This is a genomic window from Paenibacillus sp. Root444D2 (assembly GCF_001426375.1).
Lineage (GTDB): Bacteria > Bacillota > Bacilli > Paenibacillales > NBRC-103111 > Paenibacillus_E.
Window position 1 is genome coordinate 190,629 of record NZ_LMEO01000051.1, and the last position, 18,653, is coordinate 209,281.

At 43.6% G+C, this 18,653-nt stretch carries 21 protein-coding genes, 1 tRNA gene and 2 pseudogenes; 13 read left to right on the forward strand and 11 right to left on the reverse strand.

The features are described from left to right. The first annotated feature begins 109 nt into the window (after positions 1 to 109). From ASD40_RS32330 to ASD40_RS38915, 5 genes are all read left to right on the forward strand, one after another. Positions 110 to 736, forward strand: coding sequence for an HNH endonuclease (locus ASD40_RS32330; RefSeq protein WP_057307241.1), 627 nt, complete (start codon positions 110 to 112; stop codon positions 734 to 736). Positions 737 to 754: 18 nt separating this feature from the next. Beyond that, on the forward strand, positions 755 to 1,327 hold the full coding sequence (locus tag ASD40_RS32335) for a hypothetical protein (RefSeq protein WP_057307242.1): 573 nt from the start codon (positions 755 to 757) through the stop codon (positions 1,325 to 1,327). Between the two features lie 86 nt (positions 1,328 to 1,413). Then, on the forward strand, positions 1,414 to 1,650 hold the full coding sequence (locus tag ASD40_RS32340) for a hypothetical protein (protein WP_057307243.1): 237 nt from the start codon (positions 1,414 to 1,416) through the stop codon (positions 1,648 to 1,650). 89 nt (positions 1,651 to 1,739) lie between these two features. After that, entirely contained in the window at positions 1,740 to 2,564 is an 825-nt protein-coding gene (locus ASD40_RS32345; protein ID WP_057307244.1) for an AbiJ-NTD4 domain-containing protein, read from the forward strand. Between the two features lie 14 nt (positions 2,565 to 2,578). Continuing rightward, entirely contained in the window at positions 2,579 to 3,181 is a 603-nt protein-coding gene (locus ASD40_RS38915) for an NUMOD4 domain-containing protein (RefSeq protein WP_057307245.1), read from the forward strand. Positions 3,182 to 3,353: 172 nt separating this feature from the next. Here ASD40_RS38915 and ASD40_RS36790 read toward each other — a convergent pair. Beyond that, positions 3,354 to 3,547, reverse strand: a pseudogene (locus ASD40_RS36790) (recombinase family protein); the annotation flags it as partial. A 133-nt stretch (positions 3,548 to 3,680) separates the two neighbouring features. Between ASD40_RS36790 and ASD40_RS32355 the strand changes: the two are divergent. Next, positions 3,681 to 3,760: transfer RNA gene (locus ASD40_RS32355), tRNA-Gly, on the forward strand. A gap of 33 nt (positions 3,761 to 3,793) precedes the next feature. Here ASD40_RS32355 and ASD40_RS37635 read toward each other — a convergent pair. Continuing rightward, entirely contained in the window at positions 3,794 to 3,961 is a 168-nt protein-coding gene (locus ASD40_RS37635) for a hypothetical protein (protein ID WP_156390258.1), read from the reverse strand. A 204-nt stretch (positions 3,962 to 4,165) separates the two neighbouring features. On the opposite strand from ASD40_RS37635, the gene ASD40_RS32360 reads away from it, so the two are divergent. From ASD40_RS32360 to ASD40_RS39565, 5 genes are all read left to right on the forward strand, one after another. Next, positions 4,166 to 5,305, forward strand: a complete 1,140-nt coding sequence (locus tag ASD40_RS32360; protein ID WP_057307246.1) for a hypothetical protein — start codon at positions 4,166 to 4,168, stop codon at positions 5,303 to 5,305. Positions 5,306 to 5,317: 12 nt separating this feature from the next. Then, a complete protein-coding gene (locus ASD40_RS32365) occupies positions 5,318 to 7,294 on the forward strand; it encodes an McrB family protein (RefSeq protein ID WP_057307247.1) in 1,977 nt (658 codons plus the stop codon). Further along, positions 7,278 to 9,110 carry a DUF2357 domain-containing protein gene (locus tag ASD40_RS32370; RefSeq protein WP_057307248.1) on the forward strand — a complete coding sequence of 611 codons (1,833 nt, stop codon included), beginning with the start codon at positions 7,278 to 7,280 and terminating at the stop codon, positions 9,108 to 9,110. Before ASD40_RS32365 ends, ASD40_RS32370 begins: the two co-directional genes overlap by 17 nt. A 504-nt stretch (positions 9,111 to 9,614) precedes the next feature. Further along, on the forward strand, positions 9,615 to 9,857 hold the full coding sequence (locus ASD40_RS32380) for a hypothetical protein (RefSeq protein ID WP_156390259.1): 243 nt from the start codon (positions 9,615 to 9,617) through the stop codon (positions 9,855 to 9,857). Beyond that, complete coding sequence (locus ASD40_RS39565; RefSeq protein ID WP_082562598.1) at positions 9,850 to 9,993, forward strand: lecithin retinol acyltransferase family protein; 144 nt, start codon at positions 9,850 to 9,852, stop codon at positions 9,991 to 9,993. Before ASD40_RS32380 ends, ASD40_RS39565 begins: the two co-directional genes overlap by 8 nt. 180 nt (positions 9,994 to 10,173) lie before the next feature. Here the strand turns inward: ASD40_RS39565 and ASD40_RS32390 are convergent, their stop codons facing one another. The 6 genes from ASD40_RS32390 to ASD40_RS32415 form a co-directional block, all read right to left on the reverse strand. Beyond that, on the reverse strand, positions 10,174 to 10,758 hold the full coding sequence (locus ASD40_RS32390) for a recombinase family protein (RefSeq protein WP_327205316.1): 585 nt from the start codon (positions 10,756 to 10,758) through the stop codon (positions 10,174 to 10,176). 954 nt (positions 10,759 to 11,712) lie between these two features. Continuing rightward, positions 11,713 to 12,543, reverse strand: a complete 831-nt coding sequence (locus ASD40_RS32395) for a helix-turn-helix domain-containing protein (RefSeq protein ID WP_057307253.1) — start codon at positions 12,541 to 12,543, stop codon at positions 11,713 to 11,715. 113 nt (positions 12,544 to 12,656) lie between these two features. Further along, positions 12,657 to 13,445, reverse strand: coding sequence for a hypothetical protein (locus ASD40_RS32400; protein WP_057307254.1), 789 nt, complete (start codon positions 13,443 to 13,445; stop codon positions 12,657 to 12,659). Continuing rightward, on the reverse strand, positions 13,432 to 13,869 hold the full coding sequence (locus ASD40_RS32405; RefSeq protein ID WP_057307255.1) for a phBC6A51 family helix-turn-helix protein: 438 nt from the start codon (positions 13,867 to 13,869) through the stop codon (positions 13,432 to 13,434). The genes ASD40_RS32400 and ASD40_RS32405 overlap by 14 nt, the downstream gene beginning before the upstream one ends. Then, complete coding sequence (locus ASD40_RS32410) at positions 13,866 to 14,063, reverse strand: hypothetical protein (RefSeq protein WP_057307256.1); 198 nt, start codon at positions 14,061 to 14,063, stop codon at positions 13,866 to 13,868. Before ASD40_RS32410 ends, ASD40_RS32405 begins: the two co-directional genes overlap by 4 nt. A gap of 19 nt (positions 14,064 to 14,082) precedes the next feature. Further along, positions 14,083 to 14,334, reverse strand: a complete 252-nt coding sequence (locus ASD40_RS32415) for a helix-turn-helix domain-containing protein (RefSeq protein WP_057307257.1) — start codon at positions 14,332 to 14,334, stop codon at positions 14,083 to 14,085. A gap of 416 nt (positions 14,335 to 14,750) precedes the next feature. Here ASD40_RS32415 and ASD40_RS39180 point away from each other — a divergent pair, with 416 nt between their 5' ends. Both ASD40_RS39180 and ASD40_RS36800 read left to right on the forward strand, forming a co-directional pair. Then, positions 14,751 to 14,879 (forward strand): hypothetical protein, encoded by a 129-nt coding sequence (locus tag ASD40_RS39180; RefSeq protein ID WP_268795941.1) that lies wholly within the window; start codon positions 14,751 to 14,753, stop codon positions 14,877 to 14,879. Between the two features lie 35 nt (positions 14,880 to 14,914). Next, positions 14,915 to 15,265, forward strand: a pseudogene (locus tag ASD40_RS36800) (manganese catalase family protein); the annotation flags it as partial. A 384-nt stretch (positions 15,266 to 15,649) separates the two neighbouring features. On the opposite strand, the gene ASD40_RS32425 reads toward ASD40_RS36800, so the two are convergent. The 3 genes from ASD40_RS32425 to nagB form a co-directional block, all read right to left on the reverse strand. Beyond that, positions 15,650 to 16,408 carry a YdcF family protein gene (locus ASD40_RS32425; RefSeq protein ID WP_057307259.1) on the reverse strand — a complete coding sequence of 253 codons (759 nt, stop codon included), beginning with the start codon at positions 16,406 to 16,408 and terminating at the stop codon, positions 15,650 to 15,652. A gap of 177 nt (positions 16,409 to 16,585) precedes the next feature. Then, positions 16,586 to 17,758, reverse strand: a complete 1,173-nt coding sequence (nagA, locus tag ASD40_RS32430; RefSeq protein ID WP_057307260.1) for an N-acetylglucosamine-6-phosphate deacetylase — start codon at positions 17,756 to 17,758, stop codon at positions 16,586 to 16,588. Further along, on the reverse strand, positions 17,755 to 18,483 hold the full coding sequence (nagB, locus tag ASD40_RS32435) for a glucosamine-6-phosphate deaminase (protein ID WP_057307261.1): 729 nt from the start codon (positions 18,481 to 18,483) through the stop codon (positions 17,755 to 17,757). Before nagB ends, nagA begins: the two co-directional genes overlap by 4 nt. Between the last annotated feature and the right edge of the window lie 170 nt (positions 18,484 to 18,653).

An 18,653-nucleotide genomic window follows, 5' to 3' on the forward strand; every position in this document is an offset into this window, starting at 1 on the left:
TTTTGAGAGCCTGTGATATACTGGAAATAAATCCGAAAGCATCGGTCGAAAAAGACTCCGCGCGTTCATTCGCCGGAGCCTTTTTCGTTACATATTGGGAGGGAATACTATGGCTCAGTCTAGACCGTGGTTGGATGAGATTATTGACGCATTGAAAGATTTAGGTGGACATGGAACGCTAGATGATATTTACGCAAGGATTCTTGATCGGGGTAAAATGGATTTCACTCCTTCGTGGAAGGACGGAGTAAGAGGAACGATATATCAATATTCAAGTGATAGCGAAGTTTATAAAGCAGGAAGAACGGATATTTTTTATGCGGTCTCAACTAAAGGATTAGGACGCTGGGGTATACGCGATTTTGAGCCTGACGAGGCTCATGTGGATATTACTGAGGACGACGCTGGATTCGTTGAAGGTAAAAAGAAATTGATTCAGCACGTTGTGAGGGAACGAAATCCTAAAGTAATCCGTTTGGCTAAACAGAAGTTTAAAGAAGAGCATAACGGGCAACTTTTCTGCGAGATCTGCAAGTTCAATTTTGTTGATTTCTATGGCGAGATCGGCGAGGATTTTATTGAGGGTCATCATACTATCCCTGTATCGGAATTGCAGGAAGGACAAAAGACAAAAGTTGAGGATATCGCTGTTGTTTGCTCGAATTGTCATCGGATGTTGCATAAGCGCAGGCCGTGGCTAACAAAAGAGCAGTTACAAAGTCTAATTTCTCGTTAGGATCTGGAGGGTATGGTTTTGAAAATAACTGATTGGATACAAGCAATAGGTTCAGTTGCATCCGTGGCTGTCGCGTATTTAGCATTTCGCATCTCTAAAAATGCGCTAAATATATCAAAAGAAACCTTAGACGTTTCAGAACAAGCTAAAAACATCGCTGAAGCTGGAGTTCGGATGGCCAATTCGTCATTGTATCTAACAAAGGAACTATCTCATATTGCCCATCGTTGCATTATTTATCCGGAACGATTCTATCTTCATAATGGACAATGGGCTATTACATTTAGAAATAATGGCGTCGGACTAGCTTTTAATGTTCGGGTGGAATTGTACGTTAGAGATCGGGAGAACGTTTTCGGTGATCCCAATAAAAAAACTGCCATTGGTTCGAGGGTCATAAATCCAAACTCGGAACAAACGTTTATAGTTGAAGAAAGCGGACTCTCGCTTCTAATTTTTGAAGAAACCCCTGCGACGATTTCGTGGGAGACACTAAGCGGAGCTAAGTATGAGGCAAAGTGGATCTTCTCTCAACGGGCATCAGGTGAAGAATTATTTTCTCTTTTAGAGGAAACAAAAATAGAAGAGTAAAGCTCGTGAAGATTCAGTATTGGAGGGCATATCAATGATCGGACAAGAGCCGAAAAACGAACGGGAGCGGCGCGCGGAGGATCAGGATGCTGGATCTCGTCAAACAAGACGACGAGCATTTATTAGTGATCGATGAGGATCCGCTCATCAATGATGTGTGGACTTGGGAAAGCGATCTCGGTAGCTTGATCGTAGCTATGCAGCGCGCCGGAGTCGCTAGGGAGCAGATTGCAGAGGTATTGAAACAAAAAAAGAAGGTCAATCGGTTGTCGTCTCAGGAAGCGACGCGGATCTATCGCGAGTTTATGGAAATGAAGAAATGACGTGTGGCGCTTGTGTGGCGCTTTCAGTAATCTAAATATTTAACAGTTAGATTTGTAATATACCAGATATTATAAGGAGAGGTTTTGATTTGTCTAGATTTTCGCAAAGAATAGGCATTAACAAAATTAAAGAAGTTCAAAGAGAAGGTATGGACGAGGCATTAAGAACTGGTTTGTGGAATGTTTTTTTTAATGATTTTTGGATACGGACTGGAGCATTTGCACCCTCTTTTTTAATTCATGTTTATAAGGAGTTCCTTAATGTACCACTGGATGATGGAATTAGAGCAGGTGAGCATGGAAAAATACTTAGAAGTTTATTTTTCGATTTTGATTGGTATGTAGTTTATGATTTTCTTGAATTTACCGTTGAGGTTCAATCTGAAGGGCCAAATTACACATTCTTCCAAGAACAGTGTAATAAAGTACTCACTAGGGAACAAGCAGCTTACCGCTTTTTGGATGGCTTGATTACACCTATAACTAGCGAAAGTGAGATCAATAGCATATACGAAACGATAAATAATACAGAACATTTAGCGCCCGTAAGAACTCACCTTAAAGATGCTTTACGTAAGTTATCTGATAGGTCTCAGCCTGATTATCGAAATTCAATAAAAGAATCCATTTCAGCGGTAGAAGCCTTATGTAAAATCATTTCAAAAGATGATTCAGCCACTTTAGGTGAAGCATTAAAGAAAATAAAAAAAGATGATAAAGTAAAAATTCATGGAGCTCTAAATGGTGCACTAAGCCAATTATATGGGTATACGAGCGATGCCAATGGAATACGGCATTCATTATTAGAAGATTCAGATCTGGACTTTGAAGATGCCCAATTTATGCTAGTTTCCTGTTCAGCCTTTATAAATTATCTACTAGTTAAATCGGCAAAATCAGGAATCCAATTGTGAAGGGGTGATATTCAATGATCGGACGCGAACCACTGAACAAACGCGAGCGCCGCGCTGAGGATCAAGCGCGTGAGCAGTTAGATAATCTACCGCCACTGCTAATTGATGAAATGGAGTCTAGTGTGAACGACGTTATGAGCTGGGATGCGGAACGAGGCTTCTTGATTGCAGCGCTTCAAAAAACCGGACACGACGATGGTTCCATTCTTGAGGTGCTGCGTGAGCTGGTGAAGGTCTATAAACAGAAGTCGCCACAATTTGGCTATAAGACATACTATACATTCTGCGAACGGACGGAAGTCATTCAATCTCTTGTTAAGGACAAGCATGAAGAAGCGGATCTGAATCTCGAGGCTAAATCAATAAATGGGGGTATAAACGTGCTGGACGAAGAGCGGGCACCGATTAAGGGCTATGAAGGGCTATATGAAATAACTGTATCTGGACGAGTTTTCAGCATAGCCAGAAACCGTTTTCGAGAGCGAGAAGGAGATGGATACGGCTTTAAGTGGGTTAAGTTATCTAAGGACGGAAAATCCCAAAACTTCCTAACAAAAGAGTTATGGGAAAAGGCGTTTGAGCGTCGTTTACCAGAATGTGATTATCGCGGCGAATAGGGTGTGTGCGAGGTAGCGGATACACTTCGATTATAATTACTACATGCTACGCACTCTCGACAGAACGTAACCATAATGACGGACGATGGCGAGCAGCTGCCGAACGGGATCATGTACATCCCGTTAAGTGAATCGAGGCATTTACATATGAAGAAGCGAGGGTAGTACCTCCTGTATCCTCGATCATACCCATGTTTAATACGTACGATTAAATAATTCTTTAACCGTTGTGATCGCGTCGACTGTCGATCTCACGAAACGATCCAGTTTAGTTACGATAAGTGTATCTCCAGCCTTTAGATTACTAAGGAGCTACTGAAATTCTTGGCGATCCTTCTTTGTTCCAGTAAACTTCTCCGAGTAGATCCGTTCAGCTCCGTCAGGCGGAGCTACGTTTCAAGATCTTCACAAAGTTACTATTTATCTTTCTTGCAACTCATTCTTTATAAATGGTTTTTTTATGATAAAAAGCAATTGCAATGCAATGTGTCATTCATATATGGTGTGGTGGAATGGCAGACACGCTAGTTTACCAAACTAGTGGGTAAAACCGTACGGGTTCGAGTCACGTCACCCTCATTAAACCTCGGACTTCGGTTCGAGCTTTTCATATTAAAGCAAAAGCGCCTCTACTTCCGAGGACGCTTTTTTTGTACGGGAGTTTTTCGGATAAGGACATACGAGACGTGTAACGCGGTTAATAGTATCTTTTCCATCGTACCGTAGATAGCTTCCAATCCATGTCCAGTAACCTCGAGGCAGCGAAATCATCCTATTCATGAAATTACTCTCCTCTATTAAAAATTTTTTGTGCCCGGGGGGAACGTCTACTTAATGCACCTGTATAGGAAGAAAACGACGCTCTAGTGCCAGGTCGAAGGAGTGAAAATTTGATTAGTGACATTATTTATTTCTAATTTGATAGATTTCGACTATAATCGTTATCAATGCCAAAAATAAATTACAACATTAAAGGAGAAAAAAATGGAGAAAGATGTCTGGAAGTGGTTCTTCAATGAGTTGTCTGATAAAAGTATTGTGAGCCTAATATGCGGTATCAACCAAACTTTAACTTCTAAGTTAAGAATAGCAGTCAAAGGGATTAGCGATATAAGTAAATTAAAAACAGATCAAATACGTTTGTTCCGAAGTCGAATTGAAACTGAATTAAACAAACCACAAAACACTAACAAAGTGAAGGTTTTCCTCCGCAAATCCAACGAACTAACTAATCCAAAAAACAAAGAAGCGATGAAAGCGCTAAGCGTGAAGGATGCTGACGTAATCTGGGAAGAGATTCAAGCTTTCGACAGTATAACTGTGAATGAGATGATCATGTATCTGATGATCCAGAATGATCAAGTGCCGATTAACAAGGGGATACAACTTCATGAAAAGATTATGGCAGAAGTAATAAATGATGACGATCGATCGGAGTTCGTATTGGAGGCAGAAGATACGGAATCAAAAGTTACGATATTCGATCTAGAAGAGAGGCAAGAATTACTAAATGAACTTGAGCGATTTAGGGAAGAAAACAAGATAATTCAAGAACAAATTAAGAAGCTTCAAGAAGAGAAAAAAGAAGCTCTTAAAATAAACAGAGACTTAAAAAAGAAAATCAGCCAAGTTGAAGGAGACAAAAATGAGGCAGACAAAACGATACAAAGGCTAGAGAAAGAGAACAAAACGAGAAAAGATGAGACAAATGTTTGGATTACTAAATATCAAGAACTTCAAGAAGAATTAAGACAATCGCAACAAGAGCAAGTTGAACTAAAAAACGAAACGGCTAATTTAAATCAGCATTTGAAAGAAGTAACTGAGGAAAAAAACTTGTTAGAAAAAAATGAAAAGTTGGTACCAAAAAGGTCGGTCATGATAATCGATAGAAATATGCCAGACGGATTAAAAACTCGTGAATCAACTAATATCCATTTAATTATGCCTAACCAATTAGAACAAATTATGCTTACTGATTCGTTAGATCATTCAGACGAAATTTGGTTTTTAACATTCAAATTGTCTGCTCAAAAACAGAGTTTGTTAAATAAGAAATATGGAACAAAGGTAATGGGCTTCAGTACGTACAACGAATTGAAAAATTACTGTAATTCACATTAAGGAGGAATTTAAATGTTACAGCGGAAAAAGTGGGACGTCGATTTTTTAGGTGTACTTTCAACAAATGAAGAAGTCTTTGAAAGCATTGGGCGACATAAAGCGGTATTTATCAACTCTCAGAACTATTTGCAATTTTTCATTAAAGTGATAAATGAGACACCTGAAAGCTTTCCTCGAAATCAAGTGCTTTTTACATGTTATTCGAGTGAACTTGAAAAATATGGATTTGAAGAGAATTACCAAAATCATGAATTTAATCGGATAAATGATCTAACGGAATTTTTGATGGATAGTCTTGTTTTGTTTAAGCCGGGTAAAAAGATTCTCAGTAATCGCGAAGAAGTATTTATTGCGACAGACATTCGCCTTATCCCAAAATTGGAAAGCTTTAAGGTGAACCAAAAATTTAAAGCGGTACCTATTTTCACTGAAATGGTACATAAGATGTCACAAGAAGAATTTGTTGAATCCTTAATGCAAGGGAAGTATGTTGGAACAGCTGATGGCATTTCAATAGAACCGGATGATACTCCGTCATTAGTGCTTTGGAAAGAGGATACTTCATTTACTGCTTATGGACTGTTCGATAAACACGAATATGCACACGGTGGCTTTTCGTTTGTCTCGAATAGCGGAGTGAGAGAGATTCAATATACCAACTGGTTGGATAGGGTATACCTAGAAGGTGATCAAACGTTATTGTTTATGGATCAAGAGGCGTACTCAGAGATAGAAAAGGAGCTTGAGGCTGTACGTCCAATTGTTGATGTTCTTCGCGAAACAATTCAGCCAGAGGAGCCTAAAGTGACTATCATAATGGAAGAAGAAAGAATGAAGAAGGAAGATAAGGAAGACGATAAGGATGATAGTAATATGGCAATAGAAGAGGAACTCCTTGATAAAGAAGAAGAATTTATGGAGCATTTCATCCAGATAACACGGGAAATGGGGCTTCAATATAGCGAAAAGGATTTGTATAATTTCCATACTGCAATGAAATCGAATGCTCTGACGATACTTGCTGGTATGAGCGGAACTGGGAAGTCACGTCTGGTGCAAGCTTATGGCAGAGCGCTTGGGCTTGATGCCAGTCAACTAGTTTTTGTTCCAGTACGGCCGTCATGGGCTGACGATGCGGATTTACTCGGATATGTGGACACCAAAAACATGTTATTCCGTCCTAGTAATTCCTCTCTTATTGACGCTTTATTCCAAGCGCAATCAGAGCGGAACAAGTTATTCATAATCTGCTTCGATGAGATGAACCTTTCTCGTGTTGAACATTACTTCTCTCAGTTTCTTTCAGTATTAGAAATGGAACCAAATCGTCGTATGCTAAGACTTTATAGTGATCGCATTGCACAACAAATCTATAACTCGGCACAATACGGGCCAGAGATAAATATAGGTGGTAACGTTGTGTTTGTCGGTACAGTAAATTTGGATGAATCGACGTATCATTTTTCAGACAAAGTACTCGACCGTGCGAATGTCATAACACTAGATGTGCAGCCGTATTCCATGCTTAAAAATCGAAACACTCGAGAAGCAAAAGAGAGAACTCGTAAACCATACACCTATGAGCAGTACAGTAAATTCAAAAAGCAAGAAAGCCCAGTATCTTTAAATGATGATGAATTAAATCTTTTATGGGAATTGCACACGATCATGCAAATTGAAAATAAAAACTTAGGTATCGGACCGCGTGTGGTGAAGCAGATTGACCATTATATTAAAAATCTTCCTTTAAACACATTCCTAAGTCGTGAAGAGGCGTTTGACATTCAAGTGGTGCAACGTATTTTAACAAAACTAAGGGGTCCGGAGGGATTGTTGAAAGGGCTTATTGGAAAAGTTGCAGAGGATAGGGTTGAAGGGTCTTTTTACGAACGGATAGAACGATACAGCGACGTTTCTAACTTCAAGAGAACCAAAAGTGTATTATTACAAAAAGCGAAAGAGTTGAAGGTCAATGGCTTTACTGTATAATTCCGAACCTATGGCTGAAGTGATCTCACTAGGTTCCGTCGACCTCTCTTTTCTTTATGATTATGAACAACCAGTAAAGGTACAACAATTTTATACAAATGAATACATTTTAGATGATGTGATTTCCTTCGAGTTGAAAGAGAACAAACCGGTCAGCATTTTGTTTCAGGCTAATGATAATAATGCTAGATTTTATATGTATGGTTTAGAATCCCTCTCAAACGAGAATCTGGAAATCGATGAGAATGGTGACGTTTTTCTGCAGCCTTCTGCTATTCCCATCGTTTTGTATGCGAAGGATTATTACCCACTAATTCCAGGTTCATATTTGGCAAAGGTAATAACAGGCGAATTTACTTATTACCTTCCTTTTACAGTACGTCCGAAACAGGTGACAGATGATCAGTTAAAGCTGATGAAAGAAGAATTGGAAGATGTTGTGAAAGGTCTTGCAATCGATTTCGTAAAAAAGGTGTATTCACCTGCAGATAACGATTTTAAAGCACTGCCTCCGCACCTTCTAAGACAATTTATGACTATTAAAAAACATTATCCATCTGTTATGGCTGCATTAACGGATATTTATAAGAAAGCCAACTATAGAATTAAAAAGGATTATCGTTGGACGAGGGAGAACCGCGCAAGTCAGGTTGACCATGTTACAGTGCGAACGGCGCAAACGAAATCCTTTTATGAGGATCAACTACTAACTCCATTTAGCTCAATTGATTATGATTTGCCGGAGAACCGTTGGGTCAAATTTATAATACGAAACGTTCTGACACTGCTGAATCAGTTTGTGGATTCATTGGACAATTATAACGAGCGAGTTATAAATGAGTTAAAGGAGCTGCAGCGTTTTCAATTTCAAGAGAGCACTAGAAGGGAATTAGTGGAGAAAGAACGAGTAACCATTTTGTTAGAGGATTACAGACAGTTGGTACATCGGATGAAGATAGGCTTTCAGATGATTGTTCATGCGTCTTGGTATCAAGAAATTACAAACAAAACGTTCACGCATATCCCTCACAATTTATTATCAGATTCTAGATATCGTGCGTTGTTTCAACTTCATCGGGATCTTAACGATGATGAGCTTGAGGTAACTATTGATCCAGCCTTCACGTATCAGTGGAAGCGAACCGATAAACTGTATGAAATGTGGGGATTTCTTCAAATTTTAAAACTTTTAAGAGATTTCGGTTTCCAGCCAATATCAGGTTGGGTTTTTGACCAAGCTGTTCAGGAGGACAAGATCTTGTTAATCCCTTATCTACCGAGCGGTGAGCAGATAGTATTGAGTAAGGGAGATTTGCTTATTCATTACGTTTATGACGGAGTACTTCCGCTTGCGAGTAGTGGAACCAATTTGGAGAGGGCACCACTCTATATGGGTAAGCATAATAGACCAGATGGGAGGATGGATTTTTATAAGAATGAAGTATATGTCGGAAGCCTGATCATAGATTTTAAGTATCGCCCGATCAACAACTTCTGGAAGAATGGTAAGTATAACTCGATGTCTCGACTCGGAGAGATGGAGCAGCTGATAGCATATAAACGAGACAGCAACTCCAAATATTTATATGGTGAAGAAAAAGGAAGGCATATTCGAGAACTACTCAGTCCTAGGCCGGTTCGTGAGGTGTGGGCGTTATACGCAGAAGCGAGAGACGAATGGCAAAGTCATCTTCATCTTATCGATGATTCAATTAGAATCATCCCAATGAATCCGGGACAAGAATATTCAGCGATACTAGAGCATTTACAAGCAGTTATTGAGTTTATGGATGGAATGCTAGACCGTATTTTGTAACTGAAAAACATTATTATACTGTAAACAAAAACAGCATCTACATTTGTTATTGGATGCTGTTTTTTGTGTTTATTTAATGTTTTCATTTCCGGAACGTTTAGTCGTGAGATTTATAGATTCGCTCAGTTCGTTTTCTCCTCAGCCTTAGGTCTCGTCGACAGCATTGAATATCAACCTTTCTATTTCGTTTATATCTAACGAATAAAGGAAAGGATTTAATAAAATTGCATGGCGCGAGCAAATCGAGTCGCCACGACGAGGGCGAAGCCTGAGGAGTATAAAGAACGCCGATCCCGAAGAACTGAAAATACTTTCAACGCAAAACCGGAAGTCGAAATTTTCCATTTGAATTCGAGATTGAATACTTTTGATATATCGTTCCCTGTTCCGAAATACGCAACGAAAAAGCTTGAAATACAAATGTTTTTATTGCAAATTGAATAGCTCTAAGAACATCAGGTGCTTGGAGAAACTGGCTCAGAAAGAATTTGATGAGGTGGTTAAATGATGATCGGACGAAGTGAACCGAATAACGACCGTGAGCGCCGCGCGAAGGCTCAAGCGAGGGAGCAGTTGAATAATCCGCCAAGTCCGAACGTTGAGATCGTTGCGCTGGAGGATGGGAGAGTTATGATCCGAGAGCTTGACGAGTCTGGCCAGTTGATCTGGGAGACGTTCGGATTCTTTGGAGGCGAAATCGAGTATAGAAAGGTTTGCGTTAGAAGAGACCGTGTACAAAATGTCTGATAAATATAGTCCCTTCAGCTACAGAAACGATGAAGTTGTGCGCCGTGCATATTCCCGTAAAAGCGAGTCCAGCTATAAGCTGTCTGTAAATAATTGCGAGCATTTTGTAAGATGGTGTAGGAATGGGAGTAATTAACGCCTCCAGCGAAGAAATGACGTGAATGACGAAAATGGAGATGGATCCAGATTCGTCTTTTTCTTTGTCTTTCCCCGTAATCTGAAAAATTTCATAAAAATTCTCGGTGTGGTTGAGCTGGGCGCTAAAAGGGGTGGCTCCCCCGTGCATACCCCCTTGACAAAGCAAAAACCCAGCCACTTAGGACTGAGCTTTTATCGCACGATATAGAACGGATTTACTGACTTGAGTCATCTCATGTATCTGTTTGATTGTGTACTGCATGGATGCGTGGAGTTTGAGTGCCTGAGCGAGCTTGTCGCTGTCCTGTGGCTTACGGCCTCCCACACGTCCGCGCGCTCTAGCGGCCTCTAATCCGTCTCTCGTCCGTTCCCTGATGAGATCTGCCTCTAGCTGGGCGAACGCGCTCAGGATCGTGAGCATCGCTTTCCCCATAGCTGTGGACGTGTCAATCTTGTCAGTGACACTGGCGAACATTATCTCGCGCTTATTCAAGTCATCAACGAGGTTGACGAGCTTTGCTGTGGAACGTCCTAGCCTATCGAGTTTATAGACGATAAGCGTGTCACCGGGACGGAGATAGTCGAGGCAAGCAGCCAGCTCCTCCCGGTCATCATTCCGTCCACTTTCCTTCTCTTGAAAAATCCGTTCGCATCCTTCTGCTTTCAATGCGTCGAGCTGGAGAGCGAGGCTCTGCTGGCTTGTACTTACGCGAGCATATCCAATTTTGGCCATTTTGTTTCCCTCCCGATATGTATATACCAAGTATTCCCTAAAACGTTTATTATGTCAAGTATAGGGAAAATGATTTAGGGACGGATATTGGGAAGGGAAAATAGCTGTTTTCGGCGATCCCTAGACTGCTGGAAGATGTTTCCCGGAAATCACCGTTTAAGGGAGATGGATCCCTTAACTGATCTGGTCTTTGGCAGGATTTCTGAAAACGGACATAAATGGCATCTTATTTGCTCTCTCTACATACATATTCATAGAGCGGAATGATCTCCTTGGGAGAGGAGAAGCCGGACTGAAGAGCTATCCTATTAAGATGGAGGAGAGCTGAATGAGTGTTTCAGAACTCATCGCTTTGCTTACGCTCATAGTCATGATCGTGGAGCTGGCTCGCAGAAAGGACTAATCGTAATGTTCCGGAAAAGGGAGGCACTCCTCTGAGTGACGCTCCCTTTTCTGTTTCTATAAGTTCGCTCCTCAGTATAAGCGGCGAAAGGCCGCTGAACGAATCAGCGACCTTCCCCTGTAAGCGAACACGCACATAGTACGGATCGGCCTCCAATATAGCATAAATTTGAAATACGTGTCCATACCCCCGATGTTTAATGAAACCGGAAGTATTCGGCAGCTCTTGCGGCTTTTTCAGCCTATCATAAGCTCGCTCCGCTCGCTTTCTCCTCAGCCTCCGGCTTCGTCGATAGCATTATTTCTTTTCTCCGTTTCGTTTGTTAACGAATAAAGGACAGTGTTCATAATAGCATGGCGCGAGCGAAGCGAGTCGCCACGACGAGGCCGGAGGCTGAGGAGATAATAGAACGGATATCCCTTCATATCCTCAACTCTGTTAGATAAAAGATTTATCAAGATAAAGAGAAAAGTCCGGATGGAAAAATGCTGAATTCCTTGCCGCTGTAAGGAAAAACGCTGATTTTCGCATAGGGATAAATGCACGATGTTAGCCTGATTTTAGGGGGTAAATGCACGATGTTAGCGGCGAGATTTTATCAGGAAGTCGGCTCGGAGCGTCACCGGAGCCTCACCGAATTGACGATAAAAGACGAATGGATTCAATTTGTAAAAACGTTCTTTCCCTCGCTTGACTTCCGCGAGGACGAACATTCCGTCAAATTGGAGTCTCGATATTTTACGATAGACGGTGCTTTCGTTCATCCCGGTTATTTCAGCGATTTCCTGCTTTGAAAGCGCCTCAATACTTTCGATTTCAGGCTCGTTCGGATTCCGACAGATTGTATTCGTCCAATAATGTACGAACGGCAGGAGCTTAAATATAAAGCCGAGATCGCGCGGATCGTATTTCCCATAAAGATCACGGACGCGAGTCGAGAACGATTTTATCACATGTGTATTATCCGTTTTTCCGCTGAAATGGTATCGGTCGTTTATGGCAAAGCCTCCATTTTCGACGGAGATAACTATTCTATACCGCTCCATTGCATTGAAGAACGCTCCGAAACTTTTATCGTCGAGGCCGAGCGTCTCCTTTATATCGCGTTTACTCATCGGCTTTTTACCTTTGACGAGCCGATTCGTGTTCCTCTCGACAAACGTTTGAAGGAATAGGAGGCGACCGCACTCTGTTTCGTTCAGTACTTCGATAACGGCGCGGATCTCGTCCATATCAGTAAAGACAAATTCTCGATCTCGACCGGGGGTTCGCTGGCGTTCCTTCTTTTGTTTAAAAGCCTCTCGCTGTTCTGGAGTCGTCCAGCGGATTCCACTCCCAAAAGGGATGTGGAGGCCGAGTTCACCTGTTTCGAGGCTGACTCCTTCTGTAATTTGCGATTTTCTGATTCTCATGGTCTATCTCCTCCGTCTTAAAACTGTTTGATTCACGATTCCAATATCGAATTAACATGTCTCCTGTGTCGTTCAGACAAAAAAAGAGCCAGAGGATTTCTCCCCCGGCGCGTTTATCTGCGGCTCTCTGCGAAGCTCATCGCTATTTCGAGTTGCAGCTCCTCGTCTTTGCTTTTCTGTTCGTCCTCAACAAACTCCTGAGCCGTGAAATAATCGTCCGGCGAATCCACGAACGAGGCCACTCTCCATCCCATCTCCTGCGAGATCGTGTCTTTGACAATCTGCGGATAGATTCGACTTTGCAGCATGGCCTCGGCTGTCTCATGCAGCTCGACCGCCTGACGTGCCTCCGCGGTCAATGCCTGAGCTTTCAGCTCCTCGAACGCGCTGGAAAGCTGCATCTTGAAGGATCCGGCCTGTGTCCCGGCTGCTGCAATGATTGGAGCCACTAACGATCCGTATTCCTGTTTAACTCGCATTGCTGCCCACGGATCATTGATTGATCCAATGAAGGAGCGGAGGTGTTCGCTGGCTCTCTCAGGAGTCGGGGCGATCAGGATCTCCGTCCGCACGTCTGCGAGGCGGTTCTCGAAGCGTTCGACGATCTCATCGGATGGACGAGGTGCGGCGCTGTGAGCGATCTGCTCGGCAGCTGCGGCGGCGGATCTCAGAGCACTCCTGTACTGATTCGTTTCATTTTGGATCATGCGGAACAGCTCACGGCGACTCTTGCGGTCGAAAATGCTGTTTGCTTGCTGGCGGCCTTCTCCGGGAAAAAGTCGGCTGATTCGCGCTTTCCCACTCCGGAAGCTGTCGAGGCTGCGGCGATAATTCCCTGTCGCGTGTTCACGGATTTCGCTCGCTTTCTCGATAAGTGATCGGATCTCTTTAATCTTGCTCATTGTCTATTTCCTCCTCGTTATTATCAATCTCGCCTAACTCAATTTTGAGGCGCTCGATCTCGGCCTCAATGCTTTCATTTGATCTATCATCTTCCAGCGCTGCCGGACGGATTACCATCTCAGCGGATAACAATCCCTGTGCTTTCAGCCACGTTTCGACTGCGCGGATCGATGAGCCTTCCATCGCTTTCCGAGTTAACGTGTCCATGACAGCTGGGAGATGTTCAGCGACGCGTTGCATCGTCCTGCGACGTACCTCAACCGCGAATACCTCAGAGGATCTCCAATCATATAAAGTACGGACGCTGATCCCTATCTCTGCCGAGATCTCCTCCAGTGAGCGTCCTCCGTTGCGTGGCATGGAAAGATACTCGATTGCTGTGAGTTGCTCATTTGTCAGCTCACCTTTTCTGACGATTTTCATTTCTGTTTCCTCCGTTTTCGTTGTACGTCATCGCCATATTGCTCCCGATCAACGAGCATCGGCAGTAGCGCGGAAATTCGTCGTTGACTGATATCAGGCGATAAGTTGAAATAATGTATCGTGCCATTCCCGAGCAATACCCTCGCGGCTACTGGCATGTTTCTGTCCCGGCATATTGTTACGCGTTCAATCATGGTCAGAGTCTCCTCTCGATTATTCGTAACGTGGAATGTTTCCGAGAATGTTCCCACGGTTGAGGGATTGGCTAAGCTCGTCCAGCTCGCGAACGTCATCATCAGTTAATCCAAGCTCAGAGCGGATTCTAGCATTCATTGACGGCGTGACAGAACGCTTTCCATTCTCCATATAAGCGATCAAGACGTCAGAACAGCCGACGCGATCTCCAAGCTCTCGCTGAGAAAATCCACGAAGGATGCGAACGATTCTTATCATGTTTCCGTTCATATTGATTCACCTCTTTTTGTCGTGAAATGAAAAAGAGCGCCTATCCGGTTAAGGAGAAGCGCTCAGGTACAGGGGGAAATCTTGCATGTGTTTTTATAAGACAAGAGGCGAAATGCTCTCCGTCTTCACTTACTAAAGGAGCTGTTCGTCTATCAAACAAGTATGTGATTGAAAAAAGTATGATTTTCTTTTTTACATAACGACACAATTAAAATCCCTTATCGATATTAAATCGCGCATGTACGACAGCGTTATCAGGACAACGTGGTTCGACATAGCTTGATATTATGGTGATGCAGCATGGTGGAAAAGCGCGACGAAAGTATTATCTCTGAGTCTTGGGGTATTAAGGAATCTTTACAAACATGGGACAATCGTGAACCTTCATATGCTCATTGTGGGGAGGCGATCTGACCATGACGACGGACAAAACATTGACATTTGAGAAGACCATCGAAGGCAAAGGAACTGTGCAAGTGTTCGGAACGCTTGATCTCGAAAAACTCATACAACGGTTATTATCATCAAAAGCCTTAGTAAAATAGGGCTTATTCTTTTACTGTTTTGTTGCATATAAGAAATAGTTTATAAGCTTACAAAAGACGCAACCATCGATCAACTGAAGGCCGCTGGTCTCGACGATCACTATGTAAGTCACGACAAAGCGCTCTTCTATCAGAATGCATCCGGTGTACCTTGGACAGCCGCTTACATACAAGCCAAAGGAGACCCCATCGCGGACCTCTATGAGGACATTGCCGCAGAGGAGAAAGCAAGAGCCACCTATCAATGGTTGATTGATGTAACCGATGACGTTGACCTGCAGGACAGTCTAAAGTTCCTCCGCGAGCGGGAGATTGTGCATTCCCTGCGATTTAGAGAAGCTGTTGAAATCTTGAAGGATGATCGGGAGGCACAGAAGGTTTTTTAAAAAGGAGGAGCGGACAAGGACGAGGTAGCTAATTTAGGGATAAAAAAGCGGGCCGTGAGGCCTGCTTTTTGTTGTTGTGCGCAAGTTGTAGTAAGTGCAACAATTGGTGCCTAAAGCTCGCCTCTCTCCCTTCGTTGTTGCATCATGTACAACAATTTGGTCCTATACAGGTCATATCGCAACATATGGGCTCAAAATGTTGTACAAACGACAACTTCAAGTTGCAAAATAGCCTTTGGACGTGTGAATTGTTGTAGAGAATACAACATTGGTAACTACTATAACCCATTTGCCCTCACGAAGCTGGATGACTCTCAATCGAATAATGATACAAAAGGAATACCAGTGCTGTTATTGTATGAGTGGCAATAAGAGGATATCCGTCTAATTATTCCTAGCTGCAAACAAGCCTAAGAATTCCTTCAGCGCAATGGTTGTAGTGGATAAACCGCTGGAGGATGGAATGAATTTGCTGATACTTAGGAGCTGATTCTGCTGGGAAATATAGTCGGTAGGATATGGGACTACATCTATTTTGAGTTTTTGGAATTGCTTAACGGATCGGGCCATGTGGAAGGCAGATGTGATGAGAATTGGAGATTTCCAGCCTTTTTCTGTGAGAATCGCTTGTGTATTCACGGCATTTTCCTCGGTATTGCGACTCTTATCGTCCATAGCAATGGATGATTCGGGAACGCCAAGCGCGAGAAGGTGCCGTTTGGCAATTTGGGATTCATTGCCCGTATCACGAAACACTTGACCGCCAGACAAAAGGATAGGCAGCTTTGTGCTTCGGTATAGCTCAGCAACAGTTAATACACGCGCGGCCGTGTTTCCAGTCAGATATCCTTCCCCTTTGGTAAGAGGGTCTGGATTTTCCAAGGTTGCGCCTCCAGTTAGTAGAACTAGCACGTCGCCGGACACTTGAACTGGTGGTGTGTACCTTCTTTCAATGGAATTTAGTAATGCATTGCCGAAATAAGGCATGGAGGATACGCCTAAAAGAAGTGCGGCTAGACCCACAAGTAGCGTACCGAGGTACTCCTTTTTTTGCTTCAGCCATAAAGCTATAGCCAAGAGTAGAAGTATGATAATTCCAGGAGGGAATAATAGGGTGTAAGCGATTTTTATCAAATAAATCATATCAGGTGTCAGACCCTTTCTTATGAAAGCTTAAGTATGGTTTTAGGGGTTTTCGACAAAAGTTGGTACTTTCCTGCAAATTTACAAGAGCTTCAAAGAGGCGAAATGAAAAAAGCCCCGGCTTCGCGATTAGAACGAAGTCGGGGCTATATCAACGAATATGTGTGTCAAGCCTACTTATGCTGTAATTTCTTTGCCGCGAACCCATACTTGTTCGAGCTCTAATTCAGGGCTGACGAGCAGCAAGTCAGCCTGCTTGCCCTGCGCAATCGAGCCGTGCGACCCCTCGAGGCGCAGCAGCCTCGCAGGGTTGCCGCTCGCGAAGCGGCTCGCGTCTTCGACGCTGACACCGACCTCGCGCACCATAAACCGGAGCGCCTCGATCATCGTCAGCGTACTGCCGGCGAGCGCGCCGCCTTCCGTCAGCCGGGCTACGCCCGACTGTACGGTCACGGCTTGCCCGCCTAGCTTGTACTGCCCGTCGCCGAGTCCCGCGGCTGACATGGCGTCCGTGATCAGCAGCAAGCCATGCGGCTGCTTCACCATAGCCAGCAGGCGAATCGCTGCTGGGTGCACGTGGTGCCCATCAGCGATCACTTCGCCGCTGATACGTTCGTCGGTGAGTATCGCACCGACGGTTCCAGGTTCGCGATGATGCAGCGGCTTCATCGCGTTGTAGGTGTGCACCGCATGCGTAAGCCCCTCGCGAACCGCCGCCTGAATGTCGGCATAGGTCGAGTCCGTGTGGCCGCAGGCGGCAACGATGCCATGATCGCGCAGCCACGCGATCATCTCAAGGCCCCCCTCGCGTTCGGGGGCTAGGGTCAACTGCTTCATAAGCTGCGGATAGCGCTCGTGCCAGTCTTCGATCCATGAGAGCTGAGGCGGTACCATGAGGTTCGGATCTTGCGCGCCTGCCCATTTGGGTGAGATGAAAGGACCCTCTAGATGTACGCCGAGCAGCTGAGCATATGGCATCTCCTGGTTCTTATAGCGGTCTACTTCACCAAGGACCCGATCTATTGCATCTCGAGTCGCTGTCATCGTCGTAGCCAGCATGGAGGTTGTGCCGTGTAAGGCATGAAACCGAGTAATAATGTCAAGTGTCTCTGGATTCGCATCCATGAAATCGGCGCCGTATCCACCATGAACATGAACATCGATGAACCCTGGCAACAACCAGCTGCCATGGGCATCGATTGACCTAGCAGCAGAACCGGCAGCAGACGGGTCCCACTGTGACATATCGCCCACAAAAGCGATAAAGCCATCCTTCACATGAAGGATGCCTCGCTCGATGATTCCCTGCTCAGTTACGATTTTAGCCCCCGAAATCACAAGTTCACTCATTCAAAAAGCCTCCCCGCCTCAGCATCAAGAAGAACGACAAGGTGTGGGTGAGTTTGCAAAAGGGTTGCCGGAATTTCCGTTGTTATCGGACCTATAAGTGCGCGATGTACGATTTCGGCTTTATCGGCTCCACGAACGATCAAGAGGATCGTTTTGGCTTTCAAAATAGTACCTACCCCCATAGTTAAGGCATGAGTCGGAACTTCATCGATGGAGTTAAAGTAACGTGCATTCGCTTCGCGAGTTTCCTCTTTTAATTCTACGCGGTGTGTACCGCTGATTAAGGAATGATCAGGTTCATTAAAACCAATATGCCCGTTATGGCCTAACCCGAGAATTTGCAAATCGATTTGTTTCGCTTCTTCTAAAAGTTGGTTATAACGCTCGCATTCCGCTTCTAGATCCGCTGCATTTCCGTTTGGGATATGGGCTTTAGCAGCAGGTAAGTCAATATGTGCAAACAAATGCTGCTGCATATAAGCGTGATAACTTTCTGGGTGATCTACCGGTAAACCGCAATATTCATCCAAATTAAAGGTTGTGACGGATTTAAAGCTAACCCGTCCTTTATCGTAGGCTTTAACTAGCTCCTCATAAACGCCTACAGGTGTTCCACCTGTGGCTAGACCCAATACCGCTTTAGGCTGCATTTGGACAAGCGAGGTAATAATGCCAGCTCCAGCTTCATTCAGCTCTTGTTGATTTTGAAAAATATGAAGATTCATGATCGTCTTCCTCACTTTCAAGATAAGTTATCGAATAGGGATATTTGCAAGATGTGATGCCTATTTTGATTAATTATGATGGTATTTTGCATAAAAATATCATTTTCAAAACAAATTACTCTCATTTCAATCATAACTGAATTTTTTCTTATCGGCAACAGGCTTTTTCC